The following is a 26,666-nucleotide window of genomic DNA, read 5'->3' as shown; positions in this document are numbered from 1 at the left end:
CCAGAATTCCATGAGGAATTTCGAGGTTTCCGTTGAATGTCCGTCCAGGGGCACAAGCCGTCGATGATGACCGCGCCGGCGGACTTACTCTCTGTCCTCAAAAGCTGCCGTCTCAACTCTTTGGGCGAAGCCGTCGTCCTCGCCTGCCCGTGCCCGTCGGGCAAAACAGCGACGACCACTTCCGCCACATCGCCCGTCAAGCCCACCTCGTAAAATATTCCACTTTACCGAAATTCGGATTTGACGTATAAGCGACATACCCTGGCCCGAGACAAGGGGCGGATCGCGATCGTCACGAACCGCGGGCTGGGCAGCGATGGACGCGACGGCGTCGGGCATAATAGGCATTGCAGGGCGGCTTCGGCTGTGAGCAATGGCTTTCGTGCCTACGACACGATGCCGAAAGCGTCTTGGCATGGCTTCGGGTGTGAGCACACGCCAGCACCCGAAGTCCCAGCGAGGACGTGCGCGGACGAACAAGTCGTGTGGTCCTGACGCCCGGGGTCTGTGCGTCAAGTCCTGCGGTGATGTGGCGGCCCAACCGGGCCGCGCGCATCAGTCATCTGCATGGCGACGGGGGCAATAGTGCATCGCTCCCCGAGGAGAGCACGAAGGACACGTTAAAACCATCGCGCAGGGAAGGCCGGGCGATCCGGCGAACCTGTGATCCACCCCGTGTGCATTTCTATCGCCACGGATCTGCGGGTGCCAGCCGGCGCCCGGCCTTCCCTGCGCCCTTGTCTCAATGAGGGCGATGCGACGACGCAAGACTCGGGCGGAACGCGCCGCGAGATCGCGAACTCTCGTCCGCCGTTTGAAACGTGCATCGGCGCGACGACTAATCTTGCCCACTCTCGCTGTCGTCGCCCGGCTTGACCGGGCGACCCGGTAGCCCAAGACAGTCGAGATTTGAGAGGAGAGGCCGCGGCGTACTGAATGCCCCGGTCGAGCCTGGGCATGACAGGCTAGCGCTATCGCATCAGTTCCAAGGTGGAAAGATTGGAACGGGGAGAATTCGCCCCGGTTAGCTCTCACTGCCGAAGAAATCCGCTTTTGGATGAGCCATGACCGATCTATCTATCGATGCGCGGCTGCTTGCCCCTGACAATGACCGGCACGGCGCCAATCTCACGGTCGTCGCTGTCGCGGCGGCAATTCTTCTGGCGGGCGCAGCGGCCTTGTCAGGCACGATTTCGTGGCAACAGGGATTGTTGTTTCTTCTCGGAGGCGCACTTGGCCTGACGCTGTACCATGCGCTGTTCGGGTTCACCTCGGCTTGGCGCGTCTTCATTGTCGCACGACGAGGCGCCGGCCTTCGCGCCCAAATGGTCATGCTTGCGCTGGCAACCGCCCTCTTCTTCCCGGCCCTGGCGCAAGGCACGCTGTTCGGCGTCGCCGTGCGTGGCGAGCTCGGCGCGGTGGGCGTGGGCATGCTCACCGGGGCATTCCTGTTCGGCCTTGGAATGCAGCTTGGCGGCGGCTGCGCGTCGGGAACGCTTTATACCGCCGGCGGCGGCAACACCCGCATGCTGGTGACACTGGCGGCCTTCATCGCCGGATCGACGCTCGGTGCATTGCATCTGCCGTGGTGGAGCGCGCTGCCGAACATCGGCGCCGTCTCGTTGATCGAACGGCTCGGATGGCTGCCGGCGCTCGTGCTCTGCTGGGCTGTTATGGCTGCAATTTATCTCATCACCCTCAGGGCCGAGATCGGCCGCCACGGCGAACTCGAGCCGGGAGCGCGGACGAAGCTGCAAGGCCTACGCCGCTTCATGCAGGGGCCATGGCCGCTGCTGTGGGGCGCGATCCTGCTCGCGATCGGAAATTTCGCCACGCTGTATCTTGCGGGACGTCCCTGGGGCATCACCTCCGCTTTCGCGCTCTGGGGATCGAAGATCCTGATGAGCCTCGGCGTCGACGTCGCGTCATGGCCCTATTGGCAGGGTGCTCGCGCGACCTCGCTGCACCAAAGCGTCTTCGCCGACATCACCTCCGTCATGGATTTCGGCATCATCCTGGGAGCGTTGCTGGCCGCAGGCCTCGCCGGCAAATTCCATCCGACATGGCGCATCTCCGCATCCTCGCTCCTCGCCGCCATCATCGGCGGCCTGCTTCTCGGCTATGGCGCCCGGCTCGCCTATGGCTGCAATATCGGCGCTTATTTCAGCGGGATCGCATCGGGCAGCCTGCATGGCTGGTGCTGGCTGGTGGCGGCTTTCGTCGGCAACATTCTGGGGACACATCTCCGACCGCTGTTCGGCTTGGCCGTCGAGCGGTAGGTTTTCGTCTGCGCGCCGTTTCATCAGACCGCCATGGCGGACGACGATTGAACCTAACGCATCATCATCCGCGCGATCGCCTCGCCAATCACCACGGTCGTGAAATGCGTGTTGGCCCGGCAATCCGATGGCATGATCGAGGCGTCGGCGATGCGCAGGCCGGAGATGCCCTTCACGGTGCCGTCAGGGTTGACCACGCCGTCGGCGCTCTCAAAGCCGGTCATACGACAACTGCCGGCGGCGTGCTGGATATCGCCGGTCTCACGGCGCAGCAGCGCATCCAGTTCATGCTCCGGCAAGGCCGCGGCTTGCGGCAGCGTCAGATCGGTGTCCGCGAGCCGGATCCAGTCGGCGATGCCTGATAGCGCCGGCTGGGAGGTGATCACGGCGAGCCGCTTCACCGCATCCTTCATGCGCAGCATGTCGCGGGGATCGGCCAGCATGTTTTCCTCGACGACGGGATCGATCGTGGGATCGGTCGAGGCCAGCTTGAGCGTTCCACGCGAATACGCGTTGAACAGCCCGGCGCCGATCGCGCCCGGCACGCCGATGCCGCGGTGATTGAAGGCGATCAGGATCATGTCGCGCTTGCCGCCCTCGGCGAGGCCCGACGAATAGGTCACGCAGCAATTGGTGTGGCGGGTGTCCGGATCGGTCGGCCGCAGGTCTTGGTGGAGCTGGATCGTGGCACGGAACAGCGGATGATCGAAGAAGTGCTTGCCGACCGGCAGGTTGCGCTCGACCGCGATCCCCATCGCCTTCAGCTCCTCCGCAGGACCGATGCCCGAGCGCAGCAGGATCGCTGGACTGTGGATGGCGCCGGCGCACAGCACGATCTGGCGCGCGCTGATCTCGCTGGTGCCCTGCCCCTCGATGTGAACGCGGAGGCCGGTTGCCCGGCCGTCGCTGATCAGCACGCGGTCGACCAGCGCATGCCCGCGAATTTCCAGATTGGCGCGGCCCCGCGCGGGCTCCAGATAACCCTCATTGGTCGTGATGCGGCGGCTGTCGCGGCTGTTGATGGGATAGCAGGCGACGCCCTCGCCGTCAGGGCCGTTGACGTCGGCGCACCAGGGATAGCCGCTCGCCAACGCCGCATCGCGCAAGCCGCGGTCGATCGGCCCCCATTTTTCCGGCGGCGCCCGATAGACCGGCAGCGGTCCACCGCGGCCGTGGCCGGCGGCGTCGCCGAATTCCAGATCATCCTCGATCACCGAGAACAACGGCATCACGTCCGTGGCCGACCAGCCGGTGCAGCCATTGGCGGCCCATTCGTCGAACGCAGCAGCGACGCCGCGGATGGCGATCTGGCCGTTCATCATCGACGAGCCGCCGAGCCCCTTGCCGCGCCAGTAGAAGCGCGGCTCCTGGCCGGCCACACGGCGCGTCAGAAGATCCGGCCATTGCCACTTCTCCTGGTACTCGCGCTTGTGGATGATCGGGATGGGATTTGGCGTCATCACCTCCCAGGGCGCCTCGTCGGCGCGCCAGTCCAGACCCGCCTCCAGCAGCAGGACGCGCCGTGCGGGATCTTCCGAGAGCCGCGCCGCAACAGCAGCGCCGGCCGAGCCGCCGCCGACAACAATGACATCGTACATCGCGCTACTTCTCAACGTTCCAGAACACCGGGATGGCGGACGGTATCAGACCGCGCGCACCGGCGGAACCAGACTGTCGCCCGACTACCCGATCCCCCTGCCGAACTTGTTCGACTTCGGGAATCCCTTCGGCGGCAGACGGCCGGCGTCCGCGCGAGAGCCTTTCCACTCGGCGAGCTCCTTCATGGTCGCGGAGAATTCGCGGCCGGCGGAGTCCTTCCAGGTCAGGCCCGTCTTGGCGTCGAACACTGCAATGTCGGAGAGGCCGCCGTCCTTGTACTTCTGCAGACGCACACCGCGGCCACGCGCCATCTCCGGCACCTGGTCGAGCGGGAACACCAGCATCTTGCGGTTCTCGCCGATGACCGCGACGGTGTCGCCGATCACCTCGGTGACTGTGCGCGCCTCGTTCGGCATGTCGACGTTGAGGACCTGCTTGCCCTTCTTGGTGGTGCCGACGCAATCGTCCTCGTTGACGACGAACCCTTGGCCCTCGTGGCTCGCGACCAGGAATTTGCGTCCGCCCTTGTTGACGAACAGCGTGACCGGCGCGGCCTCCGGCTCGAGATCGATGAACTGGCGGATCGGCTCGCCATGACCGCGGCCGCCCGGAAGTTTTGCGACATCGAGCGAGTAGAATTTTCCGTTGGTGGCGAACAGCAGCAGCTTCGAGGTCGTTTCCGCGAAGAACGCGAATCCGAGCTTGTCGTCCTGCTTGAAGGCCAGCCCCGAGAGATCCTCGACATGGCCCTTGAGAGTGCGGATCCAGCCCTTGTCGGAGACCACCACCGTCACCGGCTCGCGCTCGACAAGGGCCTCCTCGATCGCAGCGAGATCATGCTCTGGCGCGTCGGCAAAGGTGGTGCGGCGCTTGCCGAGCGGGGTCTTCGGTCCGAACATGTCGCGAACCTTGCCGACCTGCTCGCCGACTTTCTTCCACTGCTCGGGTTCGGACGCCAGCAGTCCCTCGATGCCCTTCAGCTCCTTGCGAAGATCCTTGTCCTCGCCGCGGATCTCCATCTCCTCGAGCTTGCGCAGGCTTCGGAGCCGCATGTTGAGGATGGCTTCGGCCTGCACCTCGGTGAGCTTGAACGCCTTGATCAGCGCCGGCTTCGGCTCGTCCTCATTGCGGATGATCCTGATCACCTCGTCGATGTTCAGATAGGCAATCAGCAAGCCGCCGAGGATCTCCAGCCGGCGCTCGATCTCGGCCTTGCGATGGTTGGTGCGACGGATCAGCACGTCGCGCAGATGGTCGAGCCATTCGCGCAAGCACTCCGCGAGCCCCACGACTTTGGGAATGCGGCCCTTGATCAGCACGTTGAGGTTCAGCGGAATCTTGTTTTCGAGCTCGGTCAGCCGGAACAGCGATTCCATCATCAGCGCGGGATCGACGTTCTTCGATTTCGGCTCGATCACGATGCGAACGTCTTCGGCCGACTCGTCCCTGATATCGCCGACCAGCGGCAGCTTCTTCTGGTCCAGCAGCTCGGCGATCTTCTCGATCAGCCGGGACTTCTGCACCAGAAAGGGTATCTCGGTGACGACGACGACCCAGGTGCCGCGCGCGCCCTCTTCCTGCTCCCATCGGGAGCGGACGCGAAACGAACCGCGACCGGTGGTGTAGGCTTCAGCGATCGCCTGCTTGGAATCGACGCAGATGCCGCCGGTTGGAAAGTCCGGACCCTTGACCCATTTCAGCAAGGCCTTCGACTTCGCGTCGGGCTTCTCGATCAGATGCAGCGCGGCGTCGCAGAGCTCGGCGGCGTTGTGCGGCGGGATCGAGGTCGCCATGCCGACTGCGATACCTTGCGCGCCATTGGCGAGCAGATTCGGGAAGCCGCCGGGCAGGACGATCGGCTCTTTCGACTGGCCGTCGTAATTGGGGCGGAATTCGACCCCGTCCTCATCGATTCCGTCGAGCAGAAGCCGCGCGACGTCGGTCATGCGCGCTTCGGTGTAGCGATAGGCGGCGGGATTATCGCCGTCGATATTGCCGAAATTGCCCTGGCCGTCGACCAGCGGGTAGCGCGAGGAGAAGTCCTGCGCCAGGCGCACCATGGCGTCGTAGATCGCCTGGTCGCCATGCGGATGGAACGAGCCCATCACGTCGCCGACGATTTTGGCGGACTTCTTGAATGCCGTGCCCGGGTCGAGCCGGAGCAGCCGCATGCCATACAGGATGCGCCGGTGTACCGGCTTCAGGCCGTCGCGCGCATCCGGCAGCGCGCGGTGCATGATGGTGGAGAGCGCGTAGGCGAGATAGCGCTCTTCCAACGCCTCACGCAGCGGCACCTCGTGAATTTCGGCCGGTTCCTCCGGCGGAATCAATCGTTTTCCCATGCCGCCCGGTTAAACCGTGGAAGCGAATCCGGCAAGGATCGATTGGTTCCCTGTGGCGGCCTACTGGCCGGCCCAGCCTGCGGTGAAGGTCTGGGTGGGTGGCGCGGCTTTAGCCCGCGTGGTGGCCGGGGCATTGGTCAGGCACCGCCGCGCGGTGTCGATCTCGGCCTCCGTCGCGCCTTTGGACCGTGCCCATGCCTCTGCGGCTGCAGCGGAATATTTAGCCACATAGAATCTGACGACGGTACAGGAAGCACGGCGAAAGACGCCCGGCTGCTCACCCGCGAGGGCGTCCGGCGCCAGCGCAATCAGCGCTGCCGATATCACAAGTCCCTTGATCAGCATGAGGCTACCCCCGGTTGGAACCCAAAATGGCAAGTCCGGGGAACCGACTTTTGTTCCAGCAAGGGCCGGTCCACTGAGGCAACGCAGAGCCGCGCCAAGCTCATGGCGCGGGAATGGCGGCCTTTGCCTGCTGTCGCGTCAGCGCGTTGATGAAGCCTGCCCGCGCATCGGAATGGCCTTGCCCGCGTGGTTCCAGCACGTGGCGCAGCAGGAACAGGCCGGTCAGTCGAAAGCCGTCCTGGAGGTCCTGATCGGTGAGGTCGCCCTGCACCTCGCTTTGGCGCAGGAACGGCGGCAGCCGCAACAGGCGGTCGCGCCACGGCTCGCCCGCCCCGCGGGACACCGCGCCGCCGGATTTGGGCGAGACGTAGATCAGGTCGGTGGTCTCTCCTGTCACCGCGCAGTTTTCCAGCGCCAGCCCGAAGCCGAGTTCGGTGAGCATTGCCAGTTCGAAATGGATCACGTGCACGGCCGCGCTGCCGATGTCGTCGAAATCGTCCAGCGAATGTTCGAGCAGCGCCAGGAGGTTTTCGTGCGGATCGCGCTCCGGCAGCAACCGCGCGATCGAGGCGAGATGGGTGATGCCGTAGACGCCGTGGGATGATCCCAGCAGCGTCGCCGCCCGCAGCTTGAGGCCCTCGATGGCATAGGTGCCGAGATGCTCGTCGAGCCGCGCCCGCCATACCGCGCGGAGGCTGTTGCCGGGCTGCAGCAACGGACGCATCCGAGAGCCGGCGCCGCCGCGGACGAGACCGAGATGGCGGCCGTGGGCACGGGTTAGCAACTCGACGATGGCGCTGCTCTCGCCATGCCGCCGCACCCCCAGCACGATGCCTTCGTCGGTCCATTCCATCGGTGAAGTCTAGCGGATTCCGGTCTTCAATCGTAGGGCGGATTGGCCGAAGGCCTAATCGGCCAATCGCGGGGGCACGCCTGGAAGGTGAATTGCGCGCCGCCAATCCACCCGACACGGCCTCACGCGTTGAACCAGCCCTGCGCGTCGCCGCGGAACGAGAAATACAATCCCATCGCGGTCAGCACGCAGGAGACGATCTCGATGGCGCTGTCGAGTTCCATGCCTTTCTCGCCGATGATCTGGCCGAGCGAGATCACCGACAGCACGAGCGCTGCCGCCAGCACCCAGCGCGGCCAGTTCTTGCGCCCGTGCGCGGCCAGCCGGACGAAATACACCAGCAGCAGGATCATGCCGCCGGCGAGCAGCGACGACGTCATGATCATCTGTTCGGTCATCTCGGCAGTCGGCGTGCGGTCCTGCACCGCCACCGACAAGGCATCCAGCATCAACGATGCATAGAGCAACGCTTCGAAGCGCCGTACGTTGCTGGGTACGCTCATCGTCGACCGATCTTTTCTTGGTTATTCTTTGGGAAATTCCAGGCCCATCTCGCGGTAGCGATCGGGATCGTCGCTCCAGTTCTCGCGCACCTTGACGAACAGGAACAGGTGCACCGGCACGCCCAGGATCTCGCCGATCTCCTTGCGCGAGTCCGCGCCGATCGACTTGATGGTGGCGCCACCGGCGCCGAGCACGATCTTGCGCTGGCTTTCGCGCTCGACGAAAATCGTCTGCTCGATGCGCACCGACTTGTCCTTGCGTTCTTCCCACTTGTCGGTCTCGACGGTGGACTGGTAGGGCAGTTCCTGGTGCAGTTTGCGAAAGATCTTCTCGCGCGTGATCTCGGCCGCGAGCTGCCGCATCGGCGCGTCCGACATCTGGTCTTCGGGATAGAGGAACGGCCCCGGCGGTACGATCTCGGACAGCGTACGCCTGAGGTCATCGACGCCGTCGCCGGAGATCGCCGCGATCATGAACGTCTTTGCGAAGGCCATGCGCTCGTTGGCAGCCTGCGCCAGCGCCAGCAGCTTCTCGCGCTGGACCAGGTCGACTTTGTTGATGACCAAAATCTTCTCGTGCTTGACGCTGGCGACCTTGGTGAGGATTGCCTCCGCTTCCTCGTCGATGCCGGCCTTGGCATCCAGCAGCACGCAGACGAGGTCGGCGTCATGCGCGCCGCTCCAGGCGGTCGAGACCATGGCGCGGTCGAGCCGGCGCTTGGGCAGGAAGATTCCGGGCGTATCGACCAGGATGATCTGCGCGTTGTTCTCGATCACGATGCCGCGGATCAGCGCGCGCGTGGTCTGCACCTTACGCGAGACGATCGTGACCTTGGCCCCGACCAGCGCATTGACCAGCGTGGATTTGCCGACATTCGGCGCGCCGATCAGCGCGACGAAGCCGCAGCGCGTGGCAGTGGGCGCCTCGCCGCTTGCTTCAACCGTCATTGCCGCCGCCAACGCCTTCACGTTCGATCATCACTGAAGCTGCCACTTTCTCTGCCGCGCGCTTGCTGCCGCCGATGCCTTCCGCCGGTGCCAGCCCCGGCAGGTCGACCGCGACGCGGAATTGCGGATCGTGATGCGGGCCGGTGCGCTCGACCTCGCGATAAACCGGCGTCGGCAATCCCTTGCCCTGTGCCCATTCCTGGAGAACGGTCTTGGGATCGCGCAAGGGACGTCGCGGCTTGTGCATGCGCTCGGTCCAGTTGCGCTTGACGAAATCGGCCGCTGCCGCGTAGCCGCCGTCTAGGAAGACGGCGCCGATCACGGCCTCGCAGATGTCGCCGAGCACGCTCTTGCGCAGGCGCGCGTCGGCGCTGGAGCCGACCGAGCCGAGCTTGATGTCGTCGAGCAGACCGAGCGACTTGGCGACATCGGCGCAACTCTCCTTGCGCACCAGTTCGGCAAGTCGCTTGGACAGCTCGCCTTCGTCGGCGTTCGGGAAGGCGTGATAGAGCATGTCGGAGACGACGAGCCCGAGCACATGGTCGCCGAGGAATTCCAGCCGCTGATAGCTGTCGCCGCGCTTGCGCCCGGACTTCAGCGCGGAGACATGCGTGATGCCTTGCATCAAGAGGTTCGGATCGACAAAGCTGTAGCCGATGCGTGCCTCGAGCCCCGCATTCGCATCCGAGCCCCTGACCTTGCTGCTCCGCACCCGCTTCTTCTTTGCGGGCGTCTTGATCTCAGGCGTCTTGACCTCAAGGGTCTTGGTATCAAGAGTCTTGGTCGCAGCTTCGCCGTCGGGGCCCGCTTGCGCCTCGGTCGGTAGGGTCGTGATGTCCTTGGCTTCGTCTTTCATCGGACGATTTTGAAGAAGCGATTCCAGCGCACCGCCCAGGGCCAGCGCCAGAACATCCAGGCATGCTCGCCTTCGGCGATCGAGAAGAAGATCATCTGGGCGCGCCCGATCAAATTCTCCTGCGGCACGTAGCCGACCTGGCCGAGGAAGCGACTGTCGGTGGAGTTGTCGCGGTTGTCGCCCATCATGAAGAAGTGGCCGGTCGGCACGGTGTAGACGTTGGTGTTGTCGACGTAGCCGTTGTCGGCGCAGTCCAGCGTCTCGTAGGACACGCCATTCGGGAGCGTTTCCTTCCAGCGCTTCACCCGGGAGACGCCGCTGCCTTCGGCGCCGCAGGGGTCCTCGCCGACAAATTCGCTCATGCGCTGCCGCTCGACCGGCGTGTCGTTGATGTAGAGCAGCCCGTCCCGCATCTGGATGCGGTCGCCGGGCAGGCCGATCACGCGCTTGATGTAGTCGGTGGAATCGTCCTTCGGCAGGCGGAATACGACGATGTCGCCGCGGTTCGGGTCCGAGCCCCAGATCCGCCCCGAGAACAGCGGCGGCGAGAACGGGATCGAGTAGTGGCTGTAGCCGTAGGAATATTTCGAGACGAACAGATAGTCGCCGACCAGCAGTGTCGCCTTCATCGAGCCGGATGGGATGTTGAACGGCTGAAACAGGAAGGTGCGGATCACCAGAGCGATCAGGAGAGCGTGGATCACGACCCGGATCGTTTCGCCGATGCCGCTCTCAGTTTTCGTTCCTGAAGTCACGCTCATTGCTCTCTCAATTCCGGCGGGCGGTCACAGCGCGCCCTCCTCCCGCGAACAGCCCATCGCTCGCGGCCCAAGGAGATTGTCCTGATTCTGATAATGAGGGCCAATTCCGGCGTAAAGCCGAATTCGCCCAGCCTGATTTGCGTCCGCGGACTTTTAGACGGTTGTCAGAGGCCACGCAATCAAGGATCGCGTCAAAACTTCATAAGCGCTTGATTTTGAATGCGAATTATAAAATTATCGGAGCGCCGTCAGGGTTTGGCCAGTGGCACGGCCGAAATGATGACGAAGGCCTGTGCCAGCGGCCAGTCATCGGTGATCGACAGGTCGATCTGCGCCGCGAACCCTTCGGGCGTCAGGGCCTGGAGCCGGGCCAGCGCCCCGCCCGTCAATTGCATGGTTGGCCGCCCTCCCGGCAGGTTGACCACCCCCATGTCGCGCCACCACACGCCGCGCCTGATGCCGGTGCCGAGCGCCTTGGAGCAGGCCTCCTTGGCGGCGAAGCGCTTGGCGTAGGTTGCCACCACCATCTTCTCGTTCTTGGCGCGCCGCTCCGCCTTGGCCCGCTCGGCCGCGGTGAAGATGCGGTCGAGGAAGCGCTCGCCATGGCGGTCGATCACCTTGCCGACCCGGGTGATGTCGATCAGATCGGAGCCGATGCCGATGATCATGCCCGGCTCCGGCCGCGGTCCATCGCCGCGCGCATGCTGCGAACCGTCTCGGCGAGACCGACGAACAGGGCTTCGCCGATCATGTAGTAGCCGATGTTGAGCTCCATGATGTCCGGCAAGCCGGCGATCGTCTCCGCCGTCGCGTAGTCCAGCCCGTGTCCGGCGTGAACCTCCAGCCCTGCTTCTTTCGCCAGCTTCGCCCCTGCCACGATCCGCCGCCATTCGGCCTCGGCCTTGTCGGCGTGACCCTCGACGACGGCGTCGCACCAGGCGCCGGTGTGGATCTCGATCACGGGTGCGCGCAGCCGCGCCGCCGTCTCGATCTGGGCGGGATCGGCCGCGATGAACAGCGACACCCGGATGCCGGCATCGTTCAGCCGCGCGATATAAGGCGCCAGCGCATTGTGCTGGCCGACGACGTCGAGCCCGCCTTCGGTCGTCACCTCCTGGCGCCGCTCCGGCACGAGGCACACCGCATGCGGCCTGGTGGCGAGCGAAATACGCATCATGTCCTCGGTCGCCGCCATCTCGAAATTAAGCGGCTTGGAGATCTCGGCTTTCAGCCGCGCCATGTCCTCGTCGCGGATGTGCCGGCGATCCTCGCGCAAATGAGCGGTGATGCCGTCGGCGCCGGCCTCGATCGCCAGCAGCGCCGCGCGCACCGGATCGGGATTGCGGCCGCTGCGCGCGTTACGCAGGGTCGCGACATGGTCGACATTGACGCCGAGGCGGAGCGGAGGTGCAGGCATTTCAGGACTCACGGAATCATAGGAATGGACCATGACGGAAGGCGTCTATCCATTAACACGTTCGGCGCGGGCGACGACCGCCTTCGCGCGCAGCTGGGCCAGGATCGCGCTCAAATGCTTGAGATCGTAGACTTCGAGATCGATCGTCGTCTCCGTGAAGTCCGGTGAGCGGCGCTGCATGCTGATGTTGTCGATGTTGCCGTCGTGCTCGGCGATCACGGTCGCGATCTGCGCCAGCGCGCCGGGTTCGTTGACATTCTCGACCTTGATGCGGGCCGGGAAGCGCTGCGGCGCGGAGTCCTCGATGTCCCAGCGCACGTCGAGCCAGCGCTCCGGCTCTTCTTCGAAATCCTTCAGGGCCGGCGCCTGGATTGGGTAGATGGTGATGCCCTCGCCCGGCGTGACGATGCCGACGATGCGGTCGCCGGGCACTGCGCCGCCATTCGGCGCAAACTTCACCGGCAGGTCGGAATTGATGCCGCGGATCGGAATCGCGACCGGGGTGCGCGGCGGTTCGAACGACTTCTCCTTGAGCTTGCCGGCAAGCCCCTTCTTGACGCCGTAGCGCGCGATGCGCTCCTCCTTGTAGTCGGGATACATCGCACGCGCGACGTGGGAGGCCTTGATCTCGCCGCGTCCCACAGCCGCCATGACGTCCTCGATCGAGGTTCGTGCCAGCCGCGGCAGCGCGCCCTTGAGCTTGTCGTCGGCATATTCGATCTTGGCGCGCTCGAACAGGCGCTCGACGATGCGCCGGCCGAGACCGACATATTGATCGCGCACCGCAGTCCTGGTGGCGCGGCGGATTGCGGCGCGCGCTTTGCCGGTGACCGCGAGCGTTTCCCAGGCGGACGGCGGCGCCGCTTGCGCTTCGGAGGTCAGCACCTCGACCTCGTCGCCATTCTGGAGCTCCGAGGACAGCGGCGCAAACTGGCCGTTGATCTTGCAGCCCACCGCGCTGTTGCCGACGTCGGTATGCACGGCATAGGCGAAGTCGATCACGTTGGCATGGCGCGGCAGCGCGATCAGCTTGCCCTTTGGGGTGAAGCAGAACACCTGGTCGTGGAACAGCTCGAGCTTGGTGTGCTCGAGGAATTCCTCGGGGTTGGCGCTCTCCGAGAGGATGCCGATGGTGTGGCGCAACCAGGCGAACGCATTGGACTCGCGCTTGAGGAATTCGGTCGGCGAGCCCACGCCTTCCTTGTAGAACACGTGCGCGGCGATGCCGCGCTCGGCGATCTGGTCCATCGCCTCGGTGCGGATTTGCAACTCGACGCGCTGGTTGCCGGGGCCGATCACGGTGGTGTGGATCGAGCGATAGTCGTTCTGCTTCGGCGTCGAGATGTAGTCCTTGAACCGCCCGGGCACGACCGGCCAGTTCGTGTGGACGATGCCGAGCGCGCGGTAGCAGGCCTCGATGTCGTTGACGACGACGCGGAAGCCGAAGATGTCGGACAATTGCTCGAAGCCGACCGACTTCCGCTCCATCTTGGTCCAGATCGAGAATGGCTTCTTGCGGCGGCCATAGACCCGCGCGCCCAAGCCCCGGTGGCGCAGATTGTTGGAGAGCTGGTCCTCGATTTCGCCGATCAGATTGCGGTTGCGTTCCGCCAGCGCATCGAGCCGCTGCATCACCACCGAATAGGCTTCCGGGTCGAGGGTCCGGAACGACAGGTCCTCCAGCTCCTCGCGCATTTCCTGCATGCCCATGCGCCCGGCCAGCGGCGCATAGATATCGAGCGTCTCCTCGGCAATGCGCCGTCGCGATTCCGTCGGCACGAAGTCCAGCGTGCGCATGTTGTGCAGGCGATCGGCGAGCTTCACCAGGAGCACGCGGACGTCGTCGGCAATGGCCAGCAACAATTTGCGCAGATTCTCGGCCTGTTTGGCCTCCCGCGACACCAGCTCCAGCCGCTTCAGCTTGGTCAGCCCTTCGACCAGCGCGCCGATCTCGGGCCCGAAGATCTGGTCGATCTCGGCCCGCGTCGCTTCGGTGTCCTCGATCGTGTCGTGGAGCAGCGCAGCCACGATGGTGGCGTCGTCGAGTTTCAGGTCGGTGAGAATCGCCGCCACTTCGAGCGGATGGGAGAAGTACGGGTCGCCCGAGGCGCGGGTCTGCGAGCCGTGCGCCTTCATGGCGTAGACATAGGCGCGGTTCAGCAGATCTTCGTCGGTGTTGGGATTGTAGGACCTGACGCGCTCGACGAGGTCATATTGACGCATCATGCGTGCGCGAGGCTTCGCCGGGCGCGCCACCGGCGCAGTCGGGGCCACGGCAACCGATTCGGTTGCGGCCTGCATCTGCGTTGGTGTGCGGCGTCGATATACCATGCCGTCCTGCCTTCAAACGGACCACGACAGAGCCCGTTGTATACATCTTAGCTCCGATCGCGCGCGTGTCCGATCAATTCAGTGACAGGGACAGGCGCGAACCGACGACGCTATGGTAACCACGAAAACGCCAACAAAAGCAAAGGCCCGAACAACGGTTCGGGCCTTTGATCAGATCACAAAGAAGTCGATGAGCGCGACGGGACGATTTACTCGTCTTCCTCGGGTTGCTCCTCGGGCGGCGCGAGGCCTTCGAGACCCTTCAGGAGCTCTTCTTCCGTCATGCGCTCAACGGCGACTTCGGTATCGTCTGCATCCACGCTTGCACCGGCGGAACCGATCAGCGGCACAGTGTCAGGCTCGGGCTCGTCGACCTCGACGAACTTCTGCAGCGAGTGCACCAGCTCCTCGCGGAGGTCCTCCGGCGAAATGGTGGTCTCAGCAATTTCGCGCAAAGACACAACAGGGTTCTTGTCGTTATCACGGTCAACCGTTAGTTGTGAACCAGACGAAATCATGCGGGCGCGGTGGGCGGCCAGCAGGACCAGGTCAAACCGGTTGTCGACCTTGTCGATACAATCTTCTACGGTGACGCGAGCCATCGACTGTCGCTCCGTTGTGGGTGGGACGAAATATGTGGATGAATGCCGGTAGTTATAGGGACCGGGAGGGTTTCGCAAGGCCAATTTGTGATTTGGCCTCGCCAAACGGCTCTGCTACCCCCACATTGGCGCTGGGATGGGTGGTTACCCGGGCCGCCGGCGAGGGCGGCGCCGGGTATGTGCAAGTTGGCCATAACTATACCTTGATTGCCCCGACTTCTCCGGATTTGCGGTTTCGACGGGTTTCGGCGGGACTTTAGAAGCGCGCGGCTTGCTGTCGCCGCGCCAACAATAAACGATCAATCACGAACTCTACGCGAGCAAACTGAATGTCACCTTCCTCTACCGACAAGATCGCGCTCTTCATCGATGGAGCCAATCTCTACGCGACGGCAAAAACTCTGGGCTTCGACATCGATTACAAGCGCCTGCTGAAGGAGTTTCAGAGCCGCGGGACGCTACTTAGGGCGTTCTACTACACCGCGATCATCGAGGATCAGGAGTACTCCTCGATCCGGCCGCTGATCGACTGGCTCGACTACAACGGCTACACCGTCGTCACCAAGGCGACCAAGGAGTTCATCGACGCCTCCGGCCGCCGCAAGGTCAAGGGCAACATGGACATCGAGCTCGCCGTGAACGCCATGGAGCTCGCCGAGCACATCGACCAGATGGTGCTGTTCTCGGGCGACGGCGATTTCCGCTCCCTGGTCGAGGCCGTTCAGCGCCGCGGCGTGCGGGTCACCGTGATTTCCACGATCGCCAGCCAGCCGCCGATGATCGCCGACGAGCTGCGCCGGCAGGCCGACGTCTTCACCGACCTCGTCGAGCTGCAGTCCAAGCTCGGTCGCGACCCGTCCGAACGCCCCGCCCCGCGTGACCGCGGCGACCGCGAGGCGCGCCACCACGCTCCGCAGTTCCTCCAGCGCGCAACCACGATGGCGCCGGCGAGGGGCGATGACGACTTCGAGGAGTGAGGCGGCCCGGTCAAGCCGCCAGCCTCTCAGCCTCGTCCCCGACCGTGACTGTCCGCTCTGTCCGCGCCTGGTCGCCTTTCGCGAGGCGAACCGCGCGCGCGAGCCATTGTGGCACAATGCACCGGTTGCGCCTTTCGGCGACATCAAGGCGCGCCTGCTGATCGTCGGCCTTGCGCCGGGGATGCAGGGCGCCAACCGCACCGGCCGTCCCTTCACCGGCGATTATGCCGGCGACCTGCTCTACGCCACGCTGCTCGAATACGGCTTCGCCAAGGGCCAATATCGGGCGCGTCCCGACGACGGCCTGAAGCTGGTCGACTGCCGGATCGCCAATGCGGTGCATTGCGTGCCGCCGCAGAACAAGCCGCTGCCGGTCGAGATCAACACCTGCCGGCAGTTTCTCGCCGCGAATCTCGCAACGATGCCGAACCTGCGCGCGATCGTCGCCCTCGGGCGCATTGCGCACGACACCGTGCTCAAGCCGCTGAACCTGAAGGGATCGCAAGCCCCCTTCGGCCACGGCGCCGTGCATCAGGCCGGCGCATTCAGGCTCTACGACAGCTATCACTGCTCCCGCTACAACACGAACACCCGCGTGCTGACGCCGGACATGTTCCGCTCCGTGTTCGCGAAGGTGAAGGCCGACCTCGACTAATCCCTAGACAAGCCTTTGGCCGGATTGGCCTTCAGCCAGTCCAGCACATCGCCGGCGTTCCGGTCGGGCGGAAACACCGGATAGAACACATGCGTGATCCTGGCGTCGTCGACGATCAGCGCAAGGCGCTTGATCAGCGTCAGGCCTGCGACCTCCATCGTCGGCAAATTCAGGGCGCGCGTGAGCGCCAGCTTCTCGTCCGAGAGCACCGGGAACGGCAGATGCAGCCGCGAGGCCATCTCGGTCTGGTACGCGTTGCTCTGGGTCGAGAGGCCGAACACCTGCGCGGCGCCGGCGGCCTTCAGCTCGGCGAACAGATCGCGAAACGCGCAAGTCTGCGGCGTGCAGCCGCGCGCGCCCGGGATCATGTCCCAATCGTCGACCAGCGCGATCTTGCCGGGCTCGCCGGTGCGCGGATAGGCGAACACCACGGTCCGGCCACGCAGCGCCGACAGCGCGACTGACGTGTCGTCAGTGGCGAGCAGGCTGACCGGCGGCAGCGTCATGCCTTTCAGGTGCGCGGCGCCGCCGTCATCCGCGGGGGCGGGAATCCGGGTCCAATCAACCTCGAGCAGGTTTCTCTGAGTCATCCCGCTATCCCCTCGCCCGCATCAGGCGGCCCTTCTCCCGGCTCCAGTCGCGCTTCTTCTCGGACTCGCGCTTGTCGTGCAGCTTCTTGCCTTTTGCAACCGCGAGCTGCAATTTCGCGCGACCACGCTCGTTGAAGTAAAGCTTGAGCGGGATCAGCGTCATGCCTTCGCGGTCGACCGCCCCCATCAGCTTGTTGATCTGCTTGCGATGCAGCAGCAGTTTTCGCGGCCGCTTGGGCTCGTGATTGAAGCGGTTGCCCTGAAGATATTCCGGAATGGTGGCGTTGATCAGCCAGATCTCGCCGTCCTTGGAATCGGCGTAGGATTCCGCGATCGTGCTCTTGCCGTTGCGGATCGACTTGACCTCGGTGCCGGTCAGGGCAATGCCGACCTCGATCGTATCCTCGATCGCATAGTTGAAGCGGGCCTTGCGATTTTCCGCCATGACCTTGATCGGACGTTCGTTCTTGTCGGCCATGGGGGACAAACCTGATCGAGATGCGCGAGGACGCTAACAGTTTGGATGAAGCCCGCGCGTCAAGACTTCTTGAGGAGATCGCGGATCTCGGTCAGCAGCTCGACCTCGGCCGACGGCTTCGGCGGAGCGGCAGGCTCCGCCTCGTCCTTGCGCTTCAACTTGTTCATGGCACGGATCACCAGGAACAGCACGAAGGCAATGATGATGAAGTTGATCGTCAGCGTGAGGAAGTTGCCCCAAGCCAAGACGGCGCCCTGCTTTTTCGCGTCCGCGAGATTTGCGGCGGTGACCTTGCTCGAAAGCGGCGTGAAGTAGTTCGAGAAGTCGAGACCGCCGGTGGCCGCACCGATGATCGGCATGATCACGTCGCCCACCAGCGATGTGACGATGGCGCCGAAGGCCGCGCCGATGATGACGCCGACCGCGAGGTCAACGACGTTGCCCTTCATGGCGAACTCGCGGAACTCCCTGAGCATCCGCGTGCCTCTTTCCTCGATCGCCATGAAAGCTCCCCGATCGGCCAGCGCGTCAGTTGATGAGGCCGGCATGAACCATTGCGCTGCGCACGGCAACGCGGGTCGGCTCGGTGACCGGCACCATCGGCAGCCGCAACGTCTCGTCCAGCTTGCCGAGCAGCGACAGCGCGTACTTGATCGGCGCCGGATTGCTCTCGATGAAGAGGTTGTTGTGCAGCGGCATCAGCTTGTCGTGCAGCTTCAGCGCGGTGGCATGGTCGCCCTTCGCCCAGGCGGCCTGGAACTCGGAGCAGAGCCGCGGCGCGACGTTCGAGGTCACCGAGATGCAGCCATGGCCGCCATGGGCCATGTAACCCAGGATGGTCGCATCCTCGCCGGAGAGCTGGTTGAAGTCCTCGCCCATTGCTGCGCGCTGCTGCGAGACGCGAACCATGCTGGCAGTGGCGTCCTTGACGCCGGCGATGTTCTTCAGCTCCCACAGCCGCGCCATGGTGTCGACCGACATGTCGATCACGGAACGCGGCGGGATGTTGTAGATGATGATCGGAATCCCGATCGCGTCGTTGATCGCCTTGAAGTGCTGGTACATGCCTTCCTGGGTCGGCTTGTTGTAGTAGGGCGTCACGACCAGAACCGCGTTGGCGCCCGCCTTTTCAGCGTGCTGGGCGAGCTCGATCGCCTCCTTGGTCGAGTTGGAGCCGGCGCCGGCGACGACAGGCACGCGGCCTTTCACTTCCTCGATGCACCATTCGACGACCTTCTTGTGCTCGTCATGGCTCAGCGTCGGGCTCTCGCCGGTGGTGCCGACCGGGACCAGGCCGTTGGTGCCCTCCGAAATCTGCCAGTTGACCAGCGAGCGGAACGCCGCCTCGTCCAGCGAGCCGTTCTTGAACGGCGTGACCAAGGCGGTGAACGATCCCCGGAATTTCGTCTTGGCTGCCATGGACTTCCTCCGTACGCGGCGATCTCGAGCAAGCCGCATTCATATCGGGTCTATCCCGCCGGTAAAAGACCCGCTTCCGTGTGACGCACGGGTTTAGGCCGCGATTTTGCCGCGGTGGTGGTGCAAACCCGGCAAAGGTAAGCGGCTGTTGGTATTTTGTCCGCATATTCAATCAAATATAGCCAGATCTTGTACAGCTAGGTCTTGAGCCAATTGACTGATTCGGGGCGACGAAACGCCGTGATCTCCTTTCCGCGCGCCGCATGGCGATCCATCTGTCTGGTCGTGTGCCTGATGGCAGGGCCGTCGGCCGGCTGCGCCGCCTGGGCCAAATCCAATGAAACAACCGCGGAGACCGTGAAGGAAACCGTGAAGGAAATCGCAAAGCCAGCCGCCAAGGACACCGCGAAGGGGGCGTCCAAGGGAACCGGCAAGGACATTTCGAAGGACGCCGCCAAGGGCGCAAGCAAGGGCCCGACCAGTCCACCCGCCAAGGATGCCGCGAAGAAGCCTGCCAAGGACGCTGGCAAGGATGCTGGCAAGAACGCAGCCAAGGAACCTGCGAAGGACAAGCTGAAGCCTGCGGCTGTCGCGCCGAAACCTCAGCCGGCCGCTGGCGGCTCGGTCCCGAAGACCGCACCCGCACCGGCAGCAACGGCCATCGTCAGACCGACCGCCCCGGCCTCCGCCAAGCCCGTCGCGGCTCCTGTCCTGGCTCCGGCGACCCGCCAGCATGCCGCCCCGCGCAAGCCGGTCACACCGGCTGCGGTTGCTGCGACCTCCTCGACGCCGCAAGCCGACAAGGACACGCTGGAGACCGTGATCGAGCTCGTGCGCAAGCGCAAGGCGGGCGACGCCACCAGTGCCGCGGCCACGATCTCGGATCCGGTCGCGCGAAAACTCGCGGAATGGATCATCCTTCGCAGCGAGGACAATGGCGCGACTGTGGAGCGCTACCGCGCCTTCCTGTCCGCCAATCCGAGCTGGCCCTCGCAGACCTTCCTGCGCCGGCGCCTAGAGGCCGCGATGTGGGACGACAGGCGCGACGACCAGGTCGCGTGGTCGTGGTTCGAGAACGAATCCCCCGTGTCCGCCAAGGGCCGCTTCACGCTCGCCAAGGCGATGCTGGCGCGCGGCGACCGTGCCAACGCCGAACGTCTGGTGCGCGATGCCTGGCGCAGCGACCCGATGTCGGAAGAGACCGAAAACAACGCACTCGACCAGTTCGGCGCGCTGCTGACGCCCGGCGATCAGAAGGCGCGGATGGATACGCTGCTCTACGGCAGCGAGAACGAGGCCGCATTGCGGGCTGCAAAGCGCCTCGGGGCCGGCTATGTCGCACTCGCCAAAGCCCGCATCGCCTCCGTCAAGAAAGCGCCGAACGCTCGTGCGCTGCTCGAAGCCGTGCCGCGCGAGCTGCACGGCGATCCGGGCTTCATCTTCAGCAAGATCCAGCTGCTGCGCCGCGAGGAGAAATTTGCGGAAGCCGCCCAGCTCATGCTGTCGGCACCGAAGGATCCGGGCCGGCTCTACAATCTCGACGAATGGTGGATCGAACGGCGCCTCCTGGCGCGCAAGATGATCGACACCGAGGAATTCCGCAGCGCCTATCTGATCGCGCGCGATGCGGCCCTGCCCTCGCGCGACATCTACAAGACCGAGCAAGAGTTCACCGCCGGCTGGATCGCGCTGCGCTTCCTCAACGATCCCGCGGCCGCCACCCAGCACTTTGCCCGCATCGGGATCGGCAGCGTCAATCCGACCACGCTGGCGCGCGCCGGCTATTGGCAGGGCCGCGCCGCCGAAGCTGCAGGCCGCCAGCAGGAGGCGCGCAACGCCTACGCGCGGGCCGCCGAGCAATCCACCAGCTATTACGGCCAGCTCGCACGCGCCAAGCTCGGCCTGCCGCAGATCGAGCTCAACGCTCAGCCGCGCAGCCGCGGTGCCGAACGGCTGGAGATCGTGCGCGCCGCGCAGCTGCTCTACGAGCTCGACGAGCGCGAGATGGTGATACCGTTGCTCGCCGACATGGGCGAGAACGGCGATCCCGAAGCGCTAGCCGGCCTCGGCGAGCTCACCCAGCGCCACAGCGACGCGCGCGGCATGCTGCTGCTCGGCAAGGCCGCGCTCAATCGCGGGCTGCCGTTCGATTTCTATGCCTATCCCGTCAACGGCATTCCGCAATTCACGCCGATCGGACCCGAGGTCGAGCGCAGCATCATCTACGCCATCGCGCGGCAGGAGAGCGCCTTCAATCCCTCGGTCGTCTCGCCGGCGCAGGCCTATGGGCTGATGCAGGTGACGCCGGACGCTGCGCGCTATGTCTGCAAGCGGCACGGCGGGACCTACGATCTGGGGCGTCTGAAGAACGATTCGGCCTACAACGCCACGCTCGGCTCGGCCGAGCTCGGTGGACTGCTCGAAGACTATCGCGGCTCCTACATCATGACCTTCGCCGCTTACAATGCCGGCCGCGGCAGTGTGAAGAAGTGGATCGACCGCTACGGCGATCCGCGTGACCCCAAGGTCGACGCGGTCGACTGGGTCGAGCTGATCCCGTTCTCCGAGACGCGCAACTATGTGCAGCGGATCATGGAGAACCTTCAGGTCTACCGCGCCCGCTTCGGCGGCGGCACCCGGTTGCAGATCGAGGCTGATTTGCGCCGTGGCGCCGGCAGCGTGGAATAGCGGCGTGCCTATGAGACTCGCTTGCGGCGATCCGATAACAAGGTATCCGCGCGAGGGGGTAACACGGTCAGCTCCCGGCGTTTGAGGCGGGGCCATCAACATGGGCCGGAGTGCTCCAGACCGTACGGTGAGAAGCTGAACGAGAAGATCGTGCAGGGCGGATCGGGCGCGCCGCAATAAGAGAAGAAAAGAACTACAAACATGGATCAGGCAATGTTGAGCGTCGCCCGTGCAGTAGAGGCAGGCGCGACGACGATGAAGGGTGTGATCGACGCCACGGGACTATCTCGTCTCAAAATCGAACGTGCGTTGAATGCGCTGGAAAAGCAGAAGCTGCTGGTCCGCGACGGGCAGGGTTTTCGCGGAACCAGCCCGACGAGGACAGCCCAGCCAGCCCGGCAATGCGGCTCGTGCAATGCCTGCTGCGATATCCTCGAAGTGGCGGCCGTCGACAAGCCGGTGAACCAGCTGTGCAGGCATTGGCAGACGGGCACTGGATGCACCATCTACGAGCGCCGTCCGCAGATGTGCCGGTCCTTCGTCTGCGCCTGGCTGCAGGGCCATCTGGATGACGACTGGTTTCCGGCGAAATCGGGCATCATCGTGCATTTCAGCCAGGACGCGGTCAACGTTACCGTCGATGACCATTGCCCCGATCGCTGGCGGGAGGAGCCCTATTTCAGCAAGCTCGCCGAATGGTCGCTGAATGGCATCAAGAGGATCGGAAACCGCGGCTACGCGACCCTCGTCGTCTCCGGTGCCGAGCGGTTCCTGCTGCTCGGGCGAACCGTCGTTCCGGAGCCGACGCTGTTCGGCACCGCGTTCCTGCCGCTCACCGCCGACACATTTCGATTCTGGCGGGCGAAATCCCCGGAGCATCTGCAGCGGCTGCACGAGCGCATCGCCGAGATCGAGCGGATCAGACAGGAATTCGGCTCCTGCACAATTCCCTCGAATGAGGACGACGATCCGCAAGCCCCCTATCGGCCGGCTCTTCTACGGCTGTCGCACCACGCCTGAACTCCGACGTCGTCGACGCGGCCTAGTTCGCTCTATGCCGCTCGACTCGCGCTGGTTGCGGTCGAGACGGGCAGACCACGTTGGACGCCGTGGTGGCCATGAATCTCAAGGACCTGCCGGCGACTCCGCCTCTTGCCGCGGCGGCTGAAGTGGACTTGATCGCGCGATCCGAACCCAGCTCTTGATCACCCAAAGCTACTCATCATTCCACACTCCACTCGTTCTTCAGAACATGTCGGAGATCCGTGGTCCGCCTGGTACAAAAAAAAGCCCCGGCGGTTTCCCGCCGGGGCTCTCTGTCAGGTCGTTAGACCGAACTTACCAGTTGCGCTGAGCGCGGAGGAGCAGAACGAGCGTGTCCTGATCCTTCAGCTCGTACACAGTGGCCGGCTTGGCTGTGACACCGGACGGAGCAACAGCAACCGTACCAGCGTACTTCTGGTCCAGATGGGTCCAGGAGAGGTCGGCCGAGAACGTCAGGTTCTTGACCGGGGTCCAGCGGGTGATAACACCGACCTGGCCGATGGCGAAGTCAGGATTACAACCCGTCACACCAGCGAGACCGCCGAACACGCCGCCAGCACCGCCTGCGCCGCAGATTGTGGTCTTAGCCAGCGAGCCGAACTGTGCCTGAGCGTAGGCACCGTAGATCGCGGTGTTCCAGTATGGATCCCAGTTGTGGGTGTAGGCACCACGGAAGCCCCAGGTCTTCACAGTCTCCTGTGAGGAACCGGTGACGAACACGGTGTCCGGAGCGACGGCGAAGCCGACGCTCTGGTAGGCAACGCCGGAGCTGCCGAACATCGAGTAGCTGCCGCCCGCCAGGTTCTGGAAGTTGTAGCGGGATGCGCCGTCGGTGTAGACGCCCTGGATGTTGATCACGTCACCCGCGCCAGTCGGGATGTTCTTGATCGACAGAGCGAGCTGAGCAGCCCAACCCCACTTGTCGTCGGGATGGCCAGTCGGCTCGGTGGCGCCGTAGTAGGCAACGTGGTTGTCATGCGCAGCGACCGACGCCTGGAACAGACCCCAAGCCTGGTCGACACGGACCATACCGACGAGGTTCGGCGAACGCGTGCCGCCGATGGCGTTGGAGCCATACGAACCGCCAACAATGCCGGCCGCACTCGCGCCCGTCATGTTCAGGTTGCCGGCATCATAGTAGGCCGCCCGATCTTCCGCCGAGAACGACGCCGTCACGCCCTGACCGAAGTCAGCAGTGTAGCTGAACTGGTTGACACCAGTGACCGTGCCGGAACCGCCGACGAGGCTGTCGAAGTTGTTGCCGGGATAGTTGGTCCAGGGCGCGTCGAACTGCGACACGGCCTTACCCATGGTGAAGCCAGCGAACTGGATGAAGGCGTAGTACACGCCGAGCGAACCGCCGGAGGTCGCGCCGTCGGTGCCGTTGATCGACGAACCAACGAGAGCCGGGGCCGCACCCGAGGTGTTGAGCGCCAGCGTGCTGCTGTAGGCGGTGGTGCCGGTCGCGCTGCCGGTGCCGGCGTAGTTGCCGGTGGTCCAGGAGAACACGCCGTCGAAGAAGGTACGGACGACGCCGTACTCGGTCGCGGTGCGCGTGTCGATGTTGAGATCTTCACGAGCGCGCATGGTGTAGTAGTTCGTCAGACGGTTGCGCGCGCCGTTGTTCGACGTGAGCTGACCGCTGAAGTCAGAGTTGGTGTTCAGCGCGACTTCAGCGCGCAGATAACCACCCAGCTTGATGCAAGTATCAGTGCCGGGGATGTAGTAGAAACCCGCACCATACAGGGAGCAGATCTTCACGTATTCGACCCCTTTGGCCTTCACGGGGAGATCGGCTGCCTGCGCTCCGCCAACAGCGAGCAGACCCGCCGCGGAACCGAGCAAAAGGCTCTTAACCAACTTCATGTTAAACCTCCAAGTTTGCCATAGGGAAGGTTCCGGATCCGCTGGGTGAAGACACCCTAAGGTTGGTTCCCTTGTCCCTTAAATTCACCGCTTAGTCGCTTCGCGCCTTCGGACACACCCGCTGAACGCGAGGGACTTAAGCGAACCACCTAAGACGGGACGACCTCGGGATGCCCCCCTCCGTCGCTCAGTCACAATTACCGAACCCCCTTGCACACACAACAACAGAACGCTTCAGAACCGGCCGATCGAGCGTGTTTTCCAGCGGGTGTTGCACAAATAACACGCAGATGTGATCAGGGCGAATTTGTAACACTTTGAATCTGCTGATCTTTTTCGACAGGCTTCATCTGCCATCAAAAGTTCCGGCACCAGCCCCTCACATCCGTGGAGACGCCTCGCTGTGGGTCTGGGGCGCCCGAATCGTGGAATCAACCAGGGACTCGCCGTGCGCCAGCCCTTCGGGAACTGGCTGGCCTGACCATCAAGCGGCTGCAAGATCGACAAAATATCGATCTGCGCATCGTCGATCGCTTGCAGGACTTCACCGTCGAGCTTGTCTCGCAATCGACAAAGCGATGAATGACTTTTCGAGCGGCTTGCGGAGATCGCTGTTGTCGTCAGGACCGATTGAAAACGCGTACGTCTCGAAGCGGTCGGGATATTGCCTATCGATATCTCGCAGTGAGCTACCCAGCTGGATGCTCTACGTCCTGACTATTGTAAGATGAGATCCGTAGCGGCGGAGTCCTGACAGTTGAAGAATGAAACAGCGTGCCAGATCATCCCTGCTTTGATTTCCAAAGCCGTTTCCACGGAAAGAGAAATCGCCAGACAAGGCCCTCCCTGGTTGCGGCGACGCCTGGCGCGACGGGGCAGATCCTCGGCCGGCGAGCGAGTTATCCCGACTAATAGTGAGAGCGCCCTTCCCGCAGCCCTGACACGGGGCCCCGTCGGCCGATCTGAGGGCAATCACCGCTCATAGTTTGTGGCGAATCGCGGAAGAGACAATCAAATCAATCGCTTGCAAATGAATCACTTGATAGAGGCGGTCGGCGACGAAGGCAGTCGTCCCACACGCGGGCCATCCGATCCAATTTGAAAGCAAAATCAATCGTTTATATGGATGAAGGGAGCCTTTATGCGCGCCAGAACCACTCTTAATACAAGCGCCAGAACCTCCAGCTTGGCGTCCGTTATCGCGGCGTTACGTTCTCGGCCCGAGAGCAAACCGCCTGGTTTCGGAATTCGCTGGGAATATTCGAGCAAAAACACACGCTTCCAAATTGACCAGCCCAAGTAATTAGATGCATAAGGCTCGCACCGGAGAGGTGGCCGAGTGGCTGAAGGCAACGCTTTGCTAAAGCGTCATACGGTCTCAAGCTGTATCGAGGGTTCGAATCCCTCCCTCTCCGCCACTCCGCAGCTTGTCCGGCCCGAAGACATGGGTAACGGAACGTACCTAAGACATGGGTGACAGCCTCGTGCCGAACGGGTTGTCGAGAGGTTGCAGGGTTTTCTGCTCCGGGTCGAAGTATCCCAGATCATAGTGCAAGGGCGCGATCTGAATCCGCCGCCTCTGATCTGCGCCCAGTCATCTCGTCGAGATCGCTCACGCCGCTCGGAATCCCGGATGGCGGACCACGAGGGAACCCGATTAGCGAAAATCAGGTTCGCCTGCGACCGCCGGGACGTGATTCACCGCTCAGTGGGCGGAGACCCAGGCCCTCGCCTCGCGCTGGGCGGCCGAGATGTCGGCGTCCGACATCTGCCCGGCGACCTCCTGGCGCAGCGTCACGGCGTCCTTGCGGCCCTTGAGCGCGGCGAGGTTGAACCATTTGTGCGCGGCGACGAGATCAACGAGGCCGGCGCGTCCGCTCGCCCAATAGAGGCCGCGCTCGAACAGCACGTCCGACAGCGCGCCTGCGTCGATCGGCGTCGCGGTCTCCAGATCGAAAGTACCCTGAAACATAACGCATCCCCTTTTTTCTTATGCCGTCTCGTACCCCGAGCGCGGCTCCCGTCCGATCAACTGTTCAACTCATCCCCGAGGCTTTTTGCCCGTGCCGTTTGCCGGCTTGTTGGAGGTAATGATGGCGGGCAAATTTGAATG

General features: G+C 63.8%; 23 protein-coding genes and 1 tRNA gene. 6 read left to right on the top strand and 18 right to left on the bottom strand.

What is annotated here, in order from left to right:
- Nucleotides 1-1,064: 1,064 nt before the first annotated feature.
- Entirely contained in the window at nucleotides 1,065-2,279 is a 1,215-nt protein-coding gene (locus IVB54_RS17855; RefSeq protein WP_247402573.1) for a YeeE/YedE family protein, read from the top strand.
- A gap of 53 nt (nucleotides 2,280-2,332) precedes the next feature.
- On the opposite strand, the gene IVB54_RS17850 is transcribed toward IVB54_RS17855, so the two are convergent.
- The 12 genes from IVB54_RS17850 to rpoZ form a co-directional block, all read right to left on the bottom strand.
- Nucleotides 2,333-3,877 (bottom strand): GMC family oxidoreductase N-terminal domain-containing protein, encoded by a 1,545-nt coding sequence (locus IVB54_RS17850; protein ID WP_247298789.1) that lies wholly within the window; start codon nucleotides 3,875-3,877, stop codon nucleotides 2,333-2,335.
- 84 nt (nucleotides 3,878-3,961) lie between these two features.
- Nucleotides 3,962-6,220 (bottom strand): DNA topoisomerase IV subunit A, encoded by a 2,259-nt coding sequence (parC, locus tag IVB54_RS17845; protein WP_247402570.1) that lies wholly within the window; start codon nucleotides 6,218-6,220, stop codon nucleotides 3,962-3,964.
- Between the two features lie 60 nt (nucleotides 6,221-6,280).
- The gene (locus IVB54_RS17840) at nucleotides 6,281-6,565 is read right to left on the bottom strand and encodes a hypothetical protein (protein ID WP_247453207.1); all 285 of its coding nucleotides are present in this window, start codon (nucleotides 6,563-6,565) and stop codon (nucleotides 6,281-6,283) included.
- A 100-nt stretch (nucleotides 6,566-6,665) separates the two neighbouring features.
- The gene (gene recO, locus IVB54_RS17835) at nucleotides 6,666-7,418 is read right to left on the bottom strand and encodes a DNA repair protein RecO (RefSeq protein WP_247487865.1); all 753 of its coding nucleotides are present in this window, start codon (nucleotides 7,416-7,418) and stop codon (nucleotides 6,666-6,668) included.
- Nucleotides 7,419-7,540: 122 nt separating this feature from the next.
- Entirely contained in the window at nucleotides 7,541-7,921 is a 381-nt protein-coding gene (locus IVB54_RS17830) for a hypothetical protein (RefSeq protein ID WP_018458405.1), read from the bottom strand.
- A 21-nt stretch (nucleotides 7,922-7,942) separates the two neighbouring features.
- A complete protein-coding gene (gene era, locus IVB54_RS17825) occupies nucleotides 7,943-8,869 on the bottom strand; it encodes a GTPase Era (RefSeq protein WP_018458406.1) in 927 nt (308 codons plus the stop codon).
- The gene (gene rnc / locus IVB54_RS17820; RefSeq protein WP_247542712.1) at nucleotides 8,859-9,725 is read right to left on the bottom strand and encodes a ribonuclease III; all 867 of its coding nucleotides are present in this window, start codon (nucleotides 9,723-9,725) and stop codon (nucleotides 8,859-8,861) included. The genes era and rnc overlap by 11 nt, the downstream gene beginning before the upstream one ends.
- Nucleotides 9,722-10,486 (bottom strand): signal peptidase I, encoded by a 765-nt coding sequence (lepB, locus tag IVB54_RS17815; protein ID WP_018458408.1) that lies wholly within the window; start codon nucleotides 10,484-10,486, stop codon nucleotides 9,722-9,724. The genes rnc and lepB overlap by 4 nt, the downstream gene beginning before the upstream one ends.
- A 248-nt stretch (nucleotides 10,487-10,734) precedes the next feature.
- Complete coding sequence (acpS, locus tag IVB54_RS17810) at nucleotides 10,735-11,154, bottom strand: holo-ACP synthase (protein ID WP_007611179.1); 420 nt, start codon at nucleotides 11,152-11,154, stop codon at nucleotides 10,735-10,737.
- Nucleotides 11,151-11,903, bottom strand: a complete 753-nt coding sequence (locus IVB54_RS17805; RefSeq protein WP_026233571.1) for a pyridoxine 5'-phosphate synthase — start codon at nucleotides 11,901-11,903, stop codon at nucleotides 11,151-11,153. Before IVB54_RS17805 ends, acpS begins: the two co-directional genes overlap by 4 nt.
- Before the next feature lie 45 nt (nucleotides 11,904-11,948).
- Nucleotides 11,949-14,234: a bifunctional (p)ppGpp synthetase/guanosine-3',5'-bis(diphosphate) 3'-pyrophosphohydrolase gene (locus tag IVB54_RS17800; RefSeq protein WP_026233572.1), complete on the bottom strand. Its 2,286-nt coding sequence runs from the start codon at nucleotides 14,232-14,234 to the stop codon at nucleotides 11,949-11,951.
- A gap of 209 nt (nucleotides 14,235-14,443) precedes the next feature.
- Nucleotides 14,444-14,836 carry a DNA-directed RNA polymerase subunit omega gene (gene rpoZ, locus IVB54_RS17795; protein WP_007603391.1) on the bottom strand — a complete coding sequence of 131 codons (393 nt, stop codon included), beginning with the start codon at nucleotides 14,834-14,836 and terminating at the stop codon, nucleotides 14,444-14,446.
- Between the two features lie 329 nt (nucleotides 14,837-15,165).
- Between rpoZ and IVB54_RS17790 the strand changes: the two genes are divergently transcribed.
- Together IVB54_RS17790 and IVB54_RS17785 are read left to right on the top strand one after the other, a co-directional pair.
- Nucleotides 15,166-15,813 carry an NYN domain-containing protein gene (locus IVB54_RS17790; RefSeq protein ID WP_007603390.1) on the top strand — a complete coding sequence of 216 codons (648 nt, stop codon included), beginning with the start codon at nucleotides 15,166-15,168 and terminating at the stop codon, nucleotides 15,811-15,813.
- Nucleotides 15,794-16,468: a uracil-DNA glycosylase gene (locus IVB54_RS17785; protein WP_247487858.1), complete on the top strand. Its 675-nt coding sequence runs from the start codon at nucleotides 15,794-15,796 to the stop codon at nucleotides 16,466-16,468. The genes IVB54_RS17790 and IVB54_RS17785 overlap by 20 nt, the downstream gene beginning before the upstream one ends.
- On the opposite strand, the gene IVB54_RS17780 is transcribed toward IVB54_RS17785, so the two are convergent.
- From IVB54_RS17780 to dapA, 4 genes are read right to left on the bottom strand one after another with little or no spacing between them, the layout of a single operon-like run.
- The gene (locus IVB54_RS17780) at nucleotides 16,465-17,058 is read right to left on the bottom strand and encodes a peroxiredoxin (RefSeq protein ID WP_085351429.1); all 594 of its coding nucleotides are present in this window, start codon (nucleotides 17,056-17,058) and stop codon (nucleotides 16,465-16,467) included. The genes IVB54_RS17785 and IVB54_RS17780 overlap by 4 nt on opposite strands.
- Nucleotides 17,059-17,062: 4 nt before the next feature.
- Nucleotides 17,063-17,536, bottom strand: a complete 474-nt coding sequence (gene smpB, locus IVB54_RS17775) for an SsrA-binding protein SmpB (protein WP_007603387.1) — start codon at nucleotides 17,534-17,536, stop codon at nucleotides 17,063-17,065.
- Between the two features lie 59 nt (nucleotides 17,537-17,595).
- Complete coding sequence (gene mscL / locus IVB54_RS17770) at nucleotides 17,596-18,039, bottom strand: large conductance mechanosensitive channel protein MscL (RefSeq protein WP_018458414.1); 444 nt, start codon at nucleotides 18,037-18,039, stop codon at nucleotides 17,596-17,598.
- Between the two features lie 25 nt (nucleotides 18,040-18,064).
- The gene (dapA, locus tag IVB54_RS17765) at nucleotides 18,065-18,955 is read right to left on the bottom strand and encodes a 4-hydroxy-tetrahydrodipicolinate synthase (protein WP_247487856.1); all 891 of its coding nucleotides are present in this window, start codon (nucleotides 18,953-18,955) and stop codon (nucleotides 18,065-18,067) included.
- A gap of 294 nt (nucleotides 18,956-19,249) precedes the next feature.
- Between dapA and IVB54_RS17760 the strand changes: the two genes are divergently transcribed.
- Nucleotides 19,250-21,643: a lytic transglycosylase domain-containing protein gene (locus tag IVB54_RS17760; protein WP_247777408.1), complete on the top strand. Its 2,394-nt coding sequence runs from the start codon at nucleotides 19,250-19,252 to the stop codon at nucleotides 21,641-21,643.
- Between the two features lie 201 nt (nucleotides 21,644-21,844).
- Nucleotides 21,845-22,663: a YkgJ family cysteine cluster protein gene (locus tag IVB54_RS17755; RefSeq protein ID WP_247298797.1), complete on the top strand. Its 819-nt coding sequence runs from the start codon at nucleotides 21,845-21,847 to the stop codon at nucleotides 22,661-22,663.
- A gap of 318 nt (nucleotides 22,664-22,981) precedes the next feature.
- On the opposite strand, the gene IVB54_RS17750 is transcribed toward IVB54_RS17755, so the two are convergent.
- Complete coding sequence (locus tag IVB54_RS17750) at nucleotides 22,982-24,553, bottom strand: porin (protein ID WP_247777401.1); 1,572 nt, start codon at nucleotides 24,551-24,553, stop codon at nucleotides 22,982-22,984.
- A gap of 1,325 nt (nucleotides 24,554-25,878) precedes the next feature.
- Here IVB54_RS17750 and IVB54_RS17745 point away from each other — a divergent pair.
- Nucleotides 25,879-25,971, top strand: a tRNA-Ser gene (locus IVB54_RS17745).
- A gap of 287 nt (nucleotides 25,972-26,258) precedes the next feature.
- Here IVB54_RS17745 and IVB54_RS17740 read toward each other — a convergent pair.
- A complete protein-coding gene (locus IVB54_RS17740) occupies nucleotides 26,259-26,525 on the bottom strand; it encodes a hypothetical protein (RefSeq protein ID WP_085351418.1) in 267 nt (88 codons plus the stop codon).
- Between the last annotated feature and the right edge of the window lie 141 nt (nucleotides 26,526-26,666).

This window comes from Bradyrhizobium sp. CW1 (assembly GCF_023100665.1).
GTDB lineage: Bacteria > Pseudomonadota > Alphaproteobacteria > Rhizobiales > Xanthobacteraceae > Bradyrhizobium > Bradyrhizobium canariense_D.
The sequence above is the reverse complement of the archived record's forward strand: the minus strand, read 5'-3'. Positions and strand labels throughout refer to the sequence as shown.

Excerpts from the sequence above, each read along its gene's own strand:
- IVB54_RS17830 (WP_018458405.1), bottom strand. The coding sequence starts at position 7,921 with ATGAGCGTACCCAGCAACGTACGGCGCTTCGAAGCGTTGCTCTATGCA.
- mscL (WP_018458414.1), bottom strand. The coding sequence starts at position 18,039 with ATGGCGATCGAGGAAAGAGGCACGCGGATGCTCAGGGAGTTCCGCGAG.
- IVB54_RS17760 (WP_247777408.1), top strand. The coding sequence starts at position 19,250 with ATGGCAGGGCCGTCGGCCGGCTGCGCCGCCTGGGCCAAATCCAATGAA.
- IVB54_RS17840 (WP_247453207.1), bottom strand. The coding sequence starts at position 6,565 with ATGCTGATCAAGGGACTTGTGATATCGGCAGCGCTGATTGCGCTGGCG.
- acpS (WP_007611179.1), bottom strand. The coding sequence starts at position 11,154 with ATGATCATCGGCATCGGCTCCGATCTGATCGACATCACCCGGGTCGGC.
- IVB54_RS17790 (WP_007603390.1), top strand. The coding sequence starts at position 15,166 with ATGTCACCTTCCTCTACCGACAAGATCGCGCTCTTCATCGATGGAGCC.
- lepB (WP_018458408.1), bottom strand. The coding sequence starts at position 10,486 with ATGAGCGTGACTTCAGGAACGAAAACTGAGAGCGGCATCGGCGAAACG.
- parC (WP_247402570.1), bottom strand. The coding sequence starts at position 6,220 with ATGGGAAAACGATTGATTCCGCCGGAGGAACCGGCCGAAATTCACGAG.
- IVB54_RS17780 (WP_085351429.1), bottom strand. The coding sequence starts at position 17,058 with ATGACTCAGAGAAACCTGCTCGAGGTTGATTGGACCCGGATTCCCGCC.
- rnc (WP_247542712.1), bottom strand. The coding sequence starts at position 9,725 with ATGAAAGACGAAGCCAAGGACATCACGACCCTACCGACCGAGGCGCAA.
- IVB54_RS17855 (WP_247402573.1), top strand. The coding sequence starts at position 1,065 with ATGACCGATCTATCTATCGATGCGCGGCTGCTTGCCCCTGACAATGAC.
- IVB54_RS17740 (WP_085351418.1), bottom strand. The coding sequence starts at position 26,525 with ATGTTTCAGGGTACTTTCGATCTGGAGACCGCGACGCCGATCGACGCA.
- IVB54_RS17755 (WP_247298797.1), top strand. The coding sequence starts at position 21,845 with ATGGATCAGGCAATGTTGAGCGTCGCCCGTGCAGTAGAGGCAGGCGCG.
- recO (WP_247487865.1), bottom strand. The coding sequence starts at position 7,418 with ATGGAATGGACCGACGAAGGCATCGTGCTGGGGGTGCGGCGGCATGGC.
- IVB54_RS17750 (WP_247777401.1), bottom strand. The coding sequence starts at position 24,553 with ATGAAGTTGGTTAAGAGCCTTTTGCTCGGTTCCGCGGCGGGTCTGCTC.
- era (WP_018458406.1), bottom strand. The coding sequence starts at position 8,869 with ATGACGGTTGAAGCAAGCGGCGAGGCGCCCACTGCCACGCGCTGCGGC.
- IVB54_RS17850 (WP_247298789.1), bottom strand. The coding sequence starts at position 3,877 with ATGTACGATGTCATTGTTGTCGGCGGCGGCTCGGCCGGCGCTGCTGTT.
- rpoZ (WP_007603391.1), bottom strand. The coding sequence starts at position 14,836 with ATGGCTCGCGTCACCGTAGAAGATTGTATCGACAAGGTCGACAACCGG.
- IVB54_RS17785 (WP_247487858.1), top strand. The coding sequence starts at position 15,794 with ATGACGACTTCGAGGAGTGAGGCGGCCCGGTCAAGCCGCCAGCCTCTC.
- IVB54_RS17805 (WP_026233571.1), bottom strand. The coding sequence starts at position 11,903 with ATGCCTGCACCTCCGCTCCGCCTCGGCGTCAATGTCGACCATGTCGCG.
- dapA (WP_247487856.1), bottom strand. The coding sequence starts at position 18,955 with ATGGCAGCCAAGACGAAATTCCGGGGATCGTTCACCGCCTTGGTCACG.
- IVB54_RS17800 (WP_026233572.1), bottom strand. The coding sequence starts at position 14,234 with ATGGTATATCGACGCCGCACACCAACGCAGATGCAGGCCGCAACCGAA.
- smpB (WP_007603387.1), bottom strand. The coding sequence starts at position 17,536 with ATGGCCGACAAGAACGAACGTCCGATCAAGGTCATGGCGGAAAATCGC.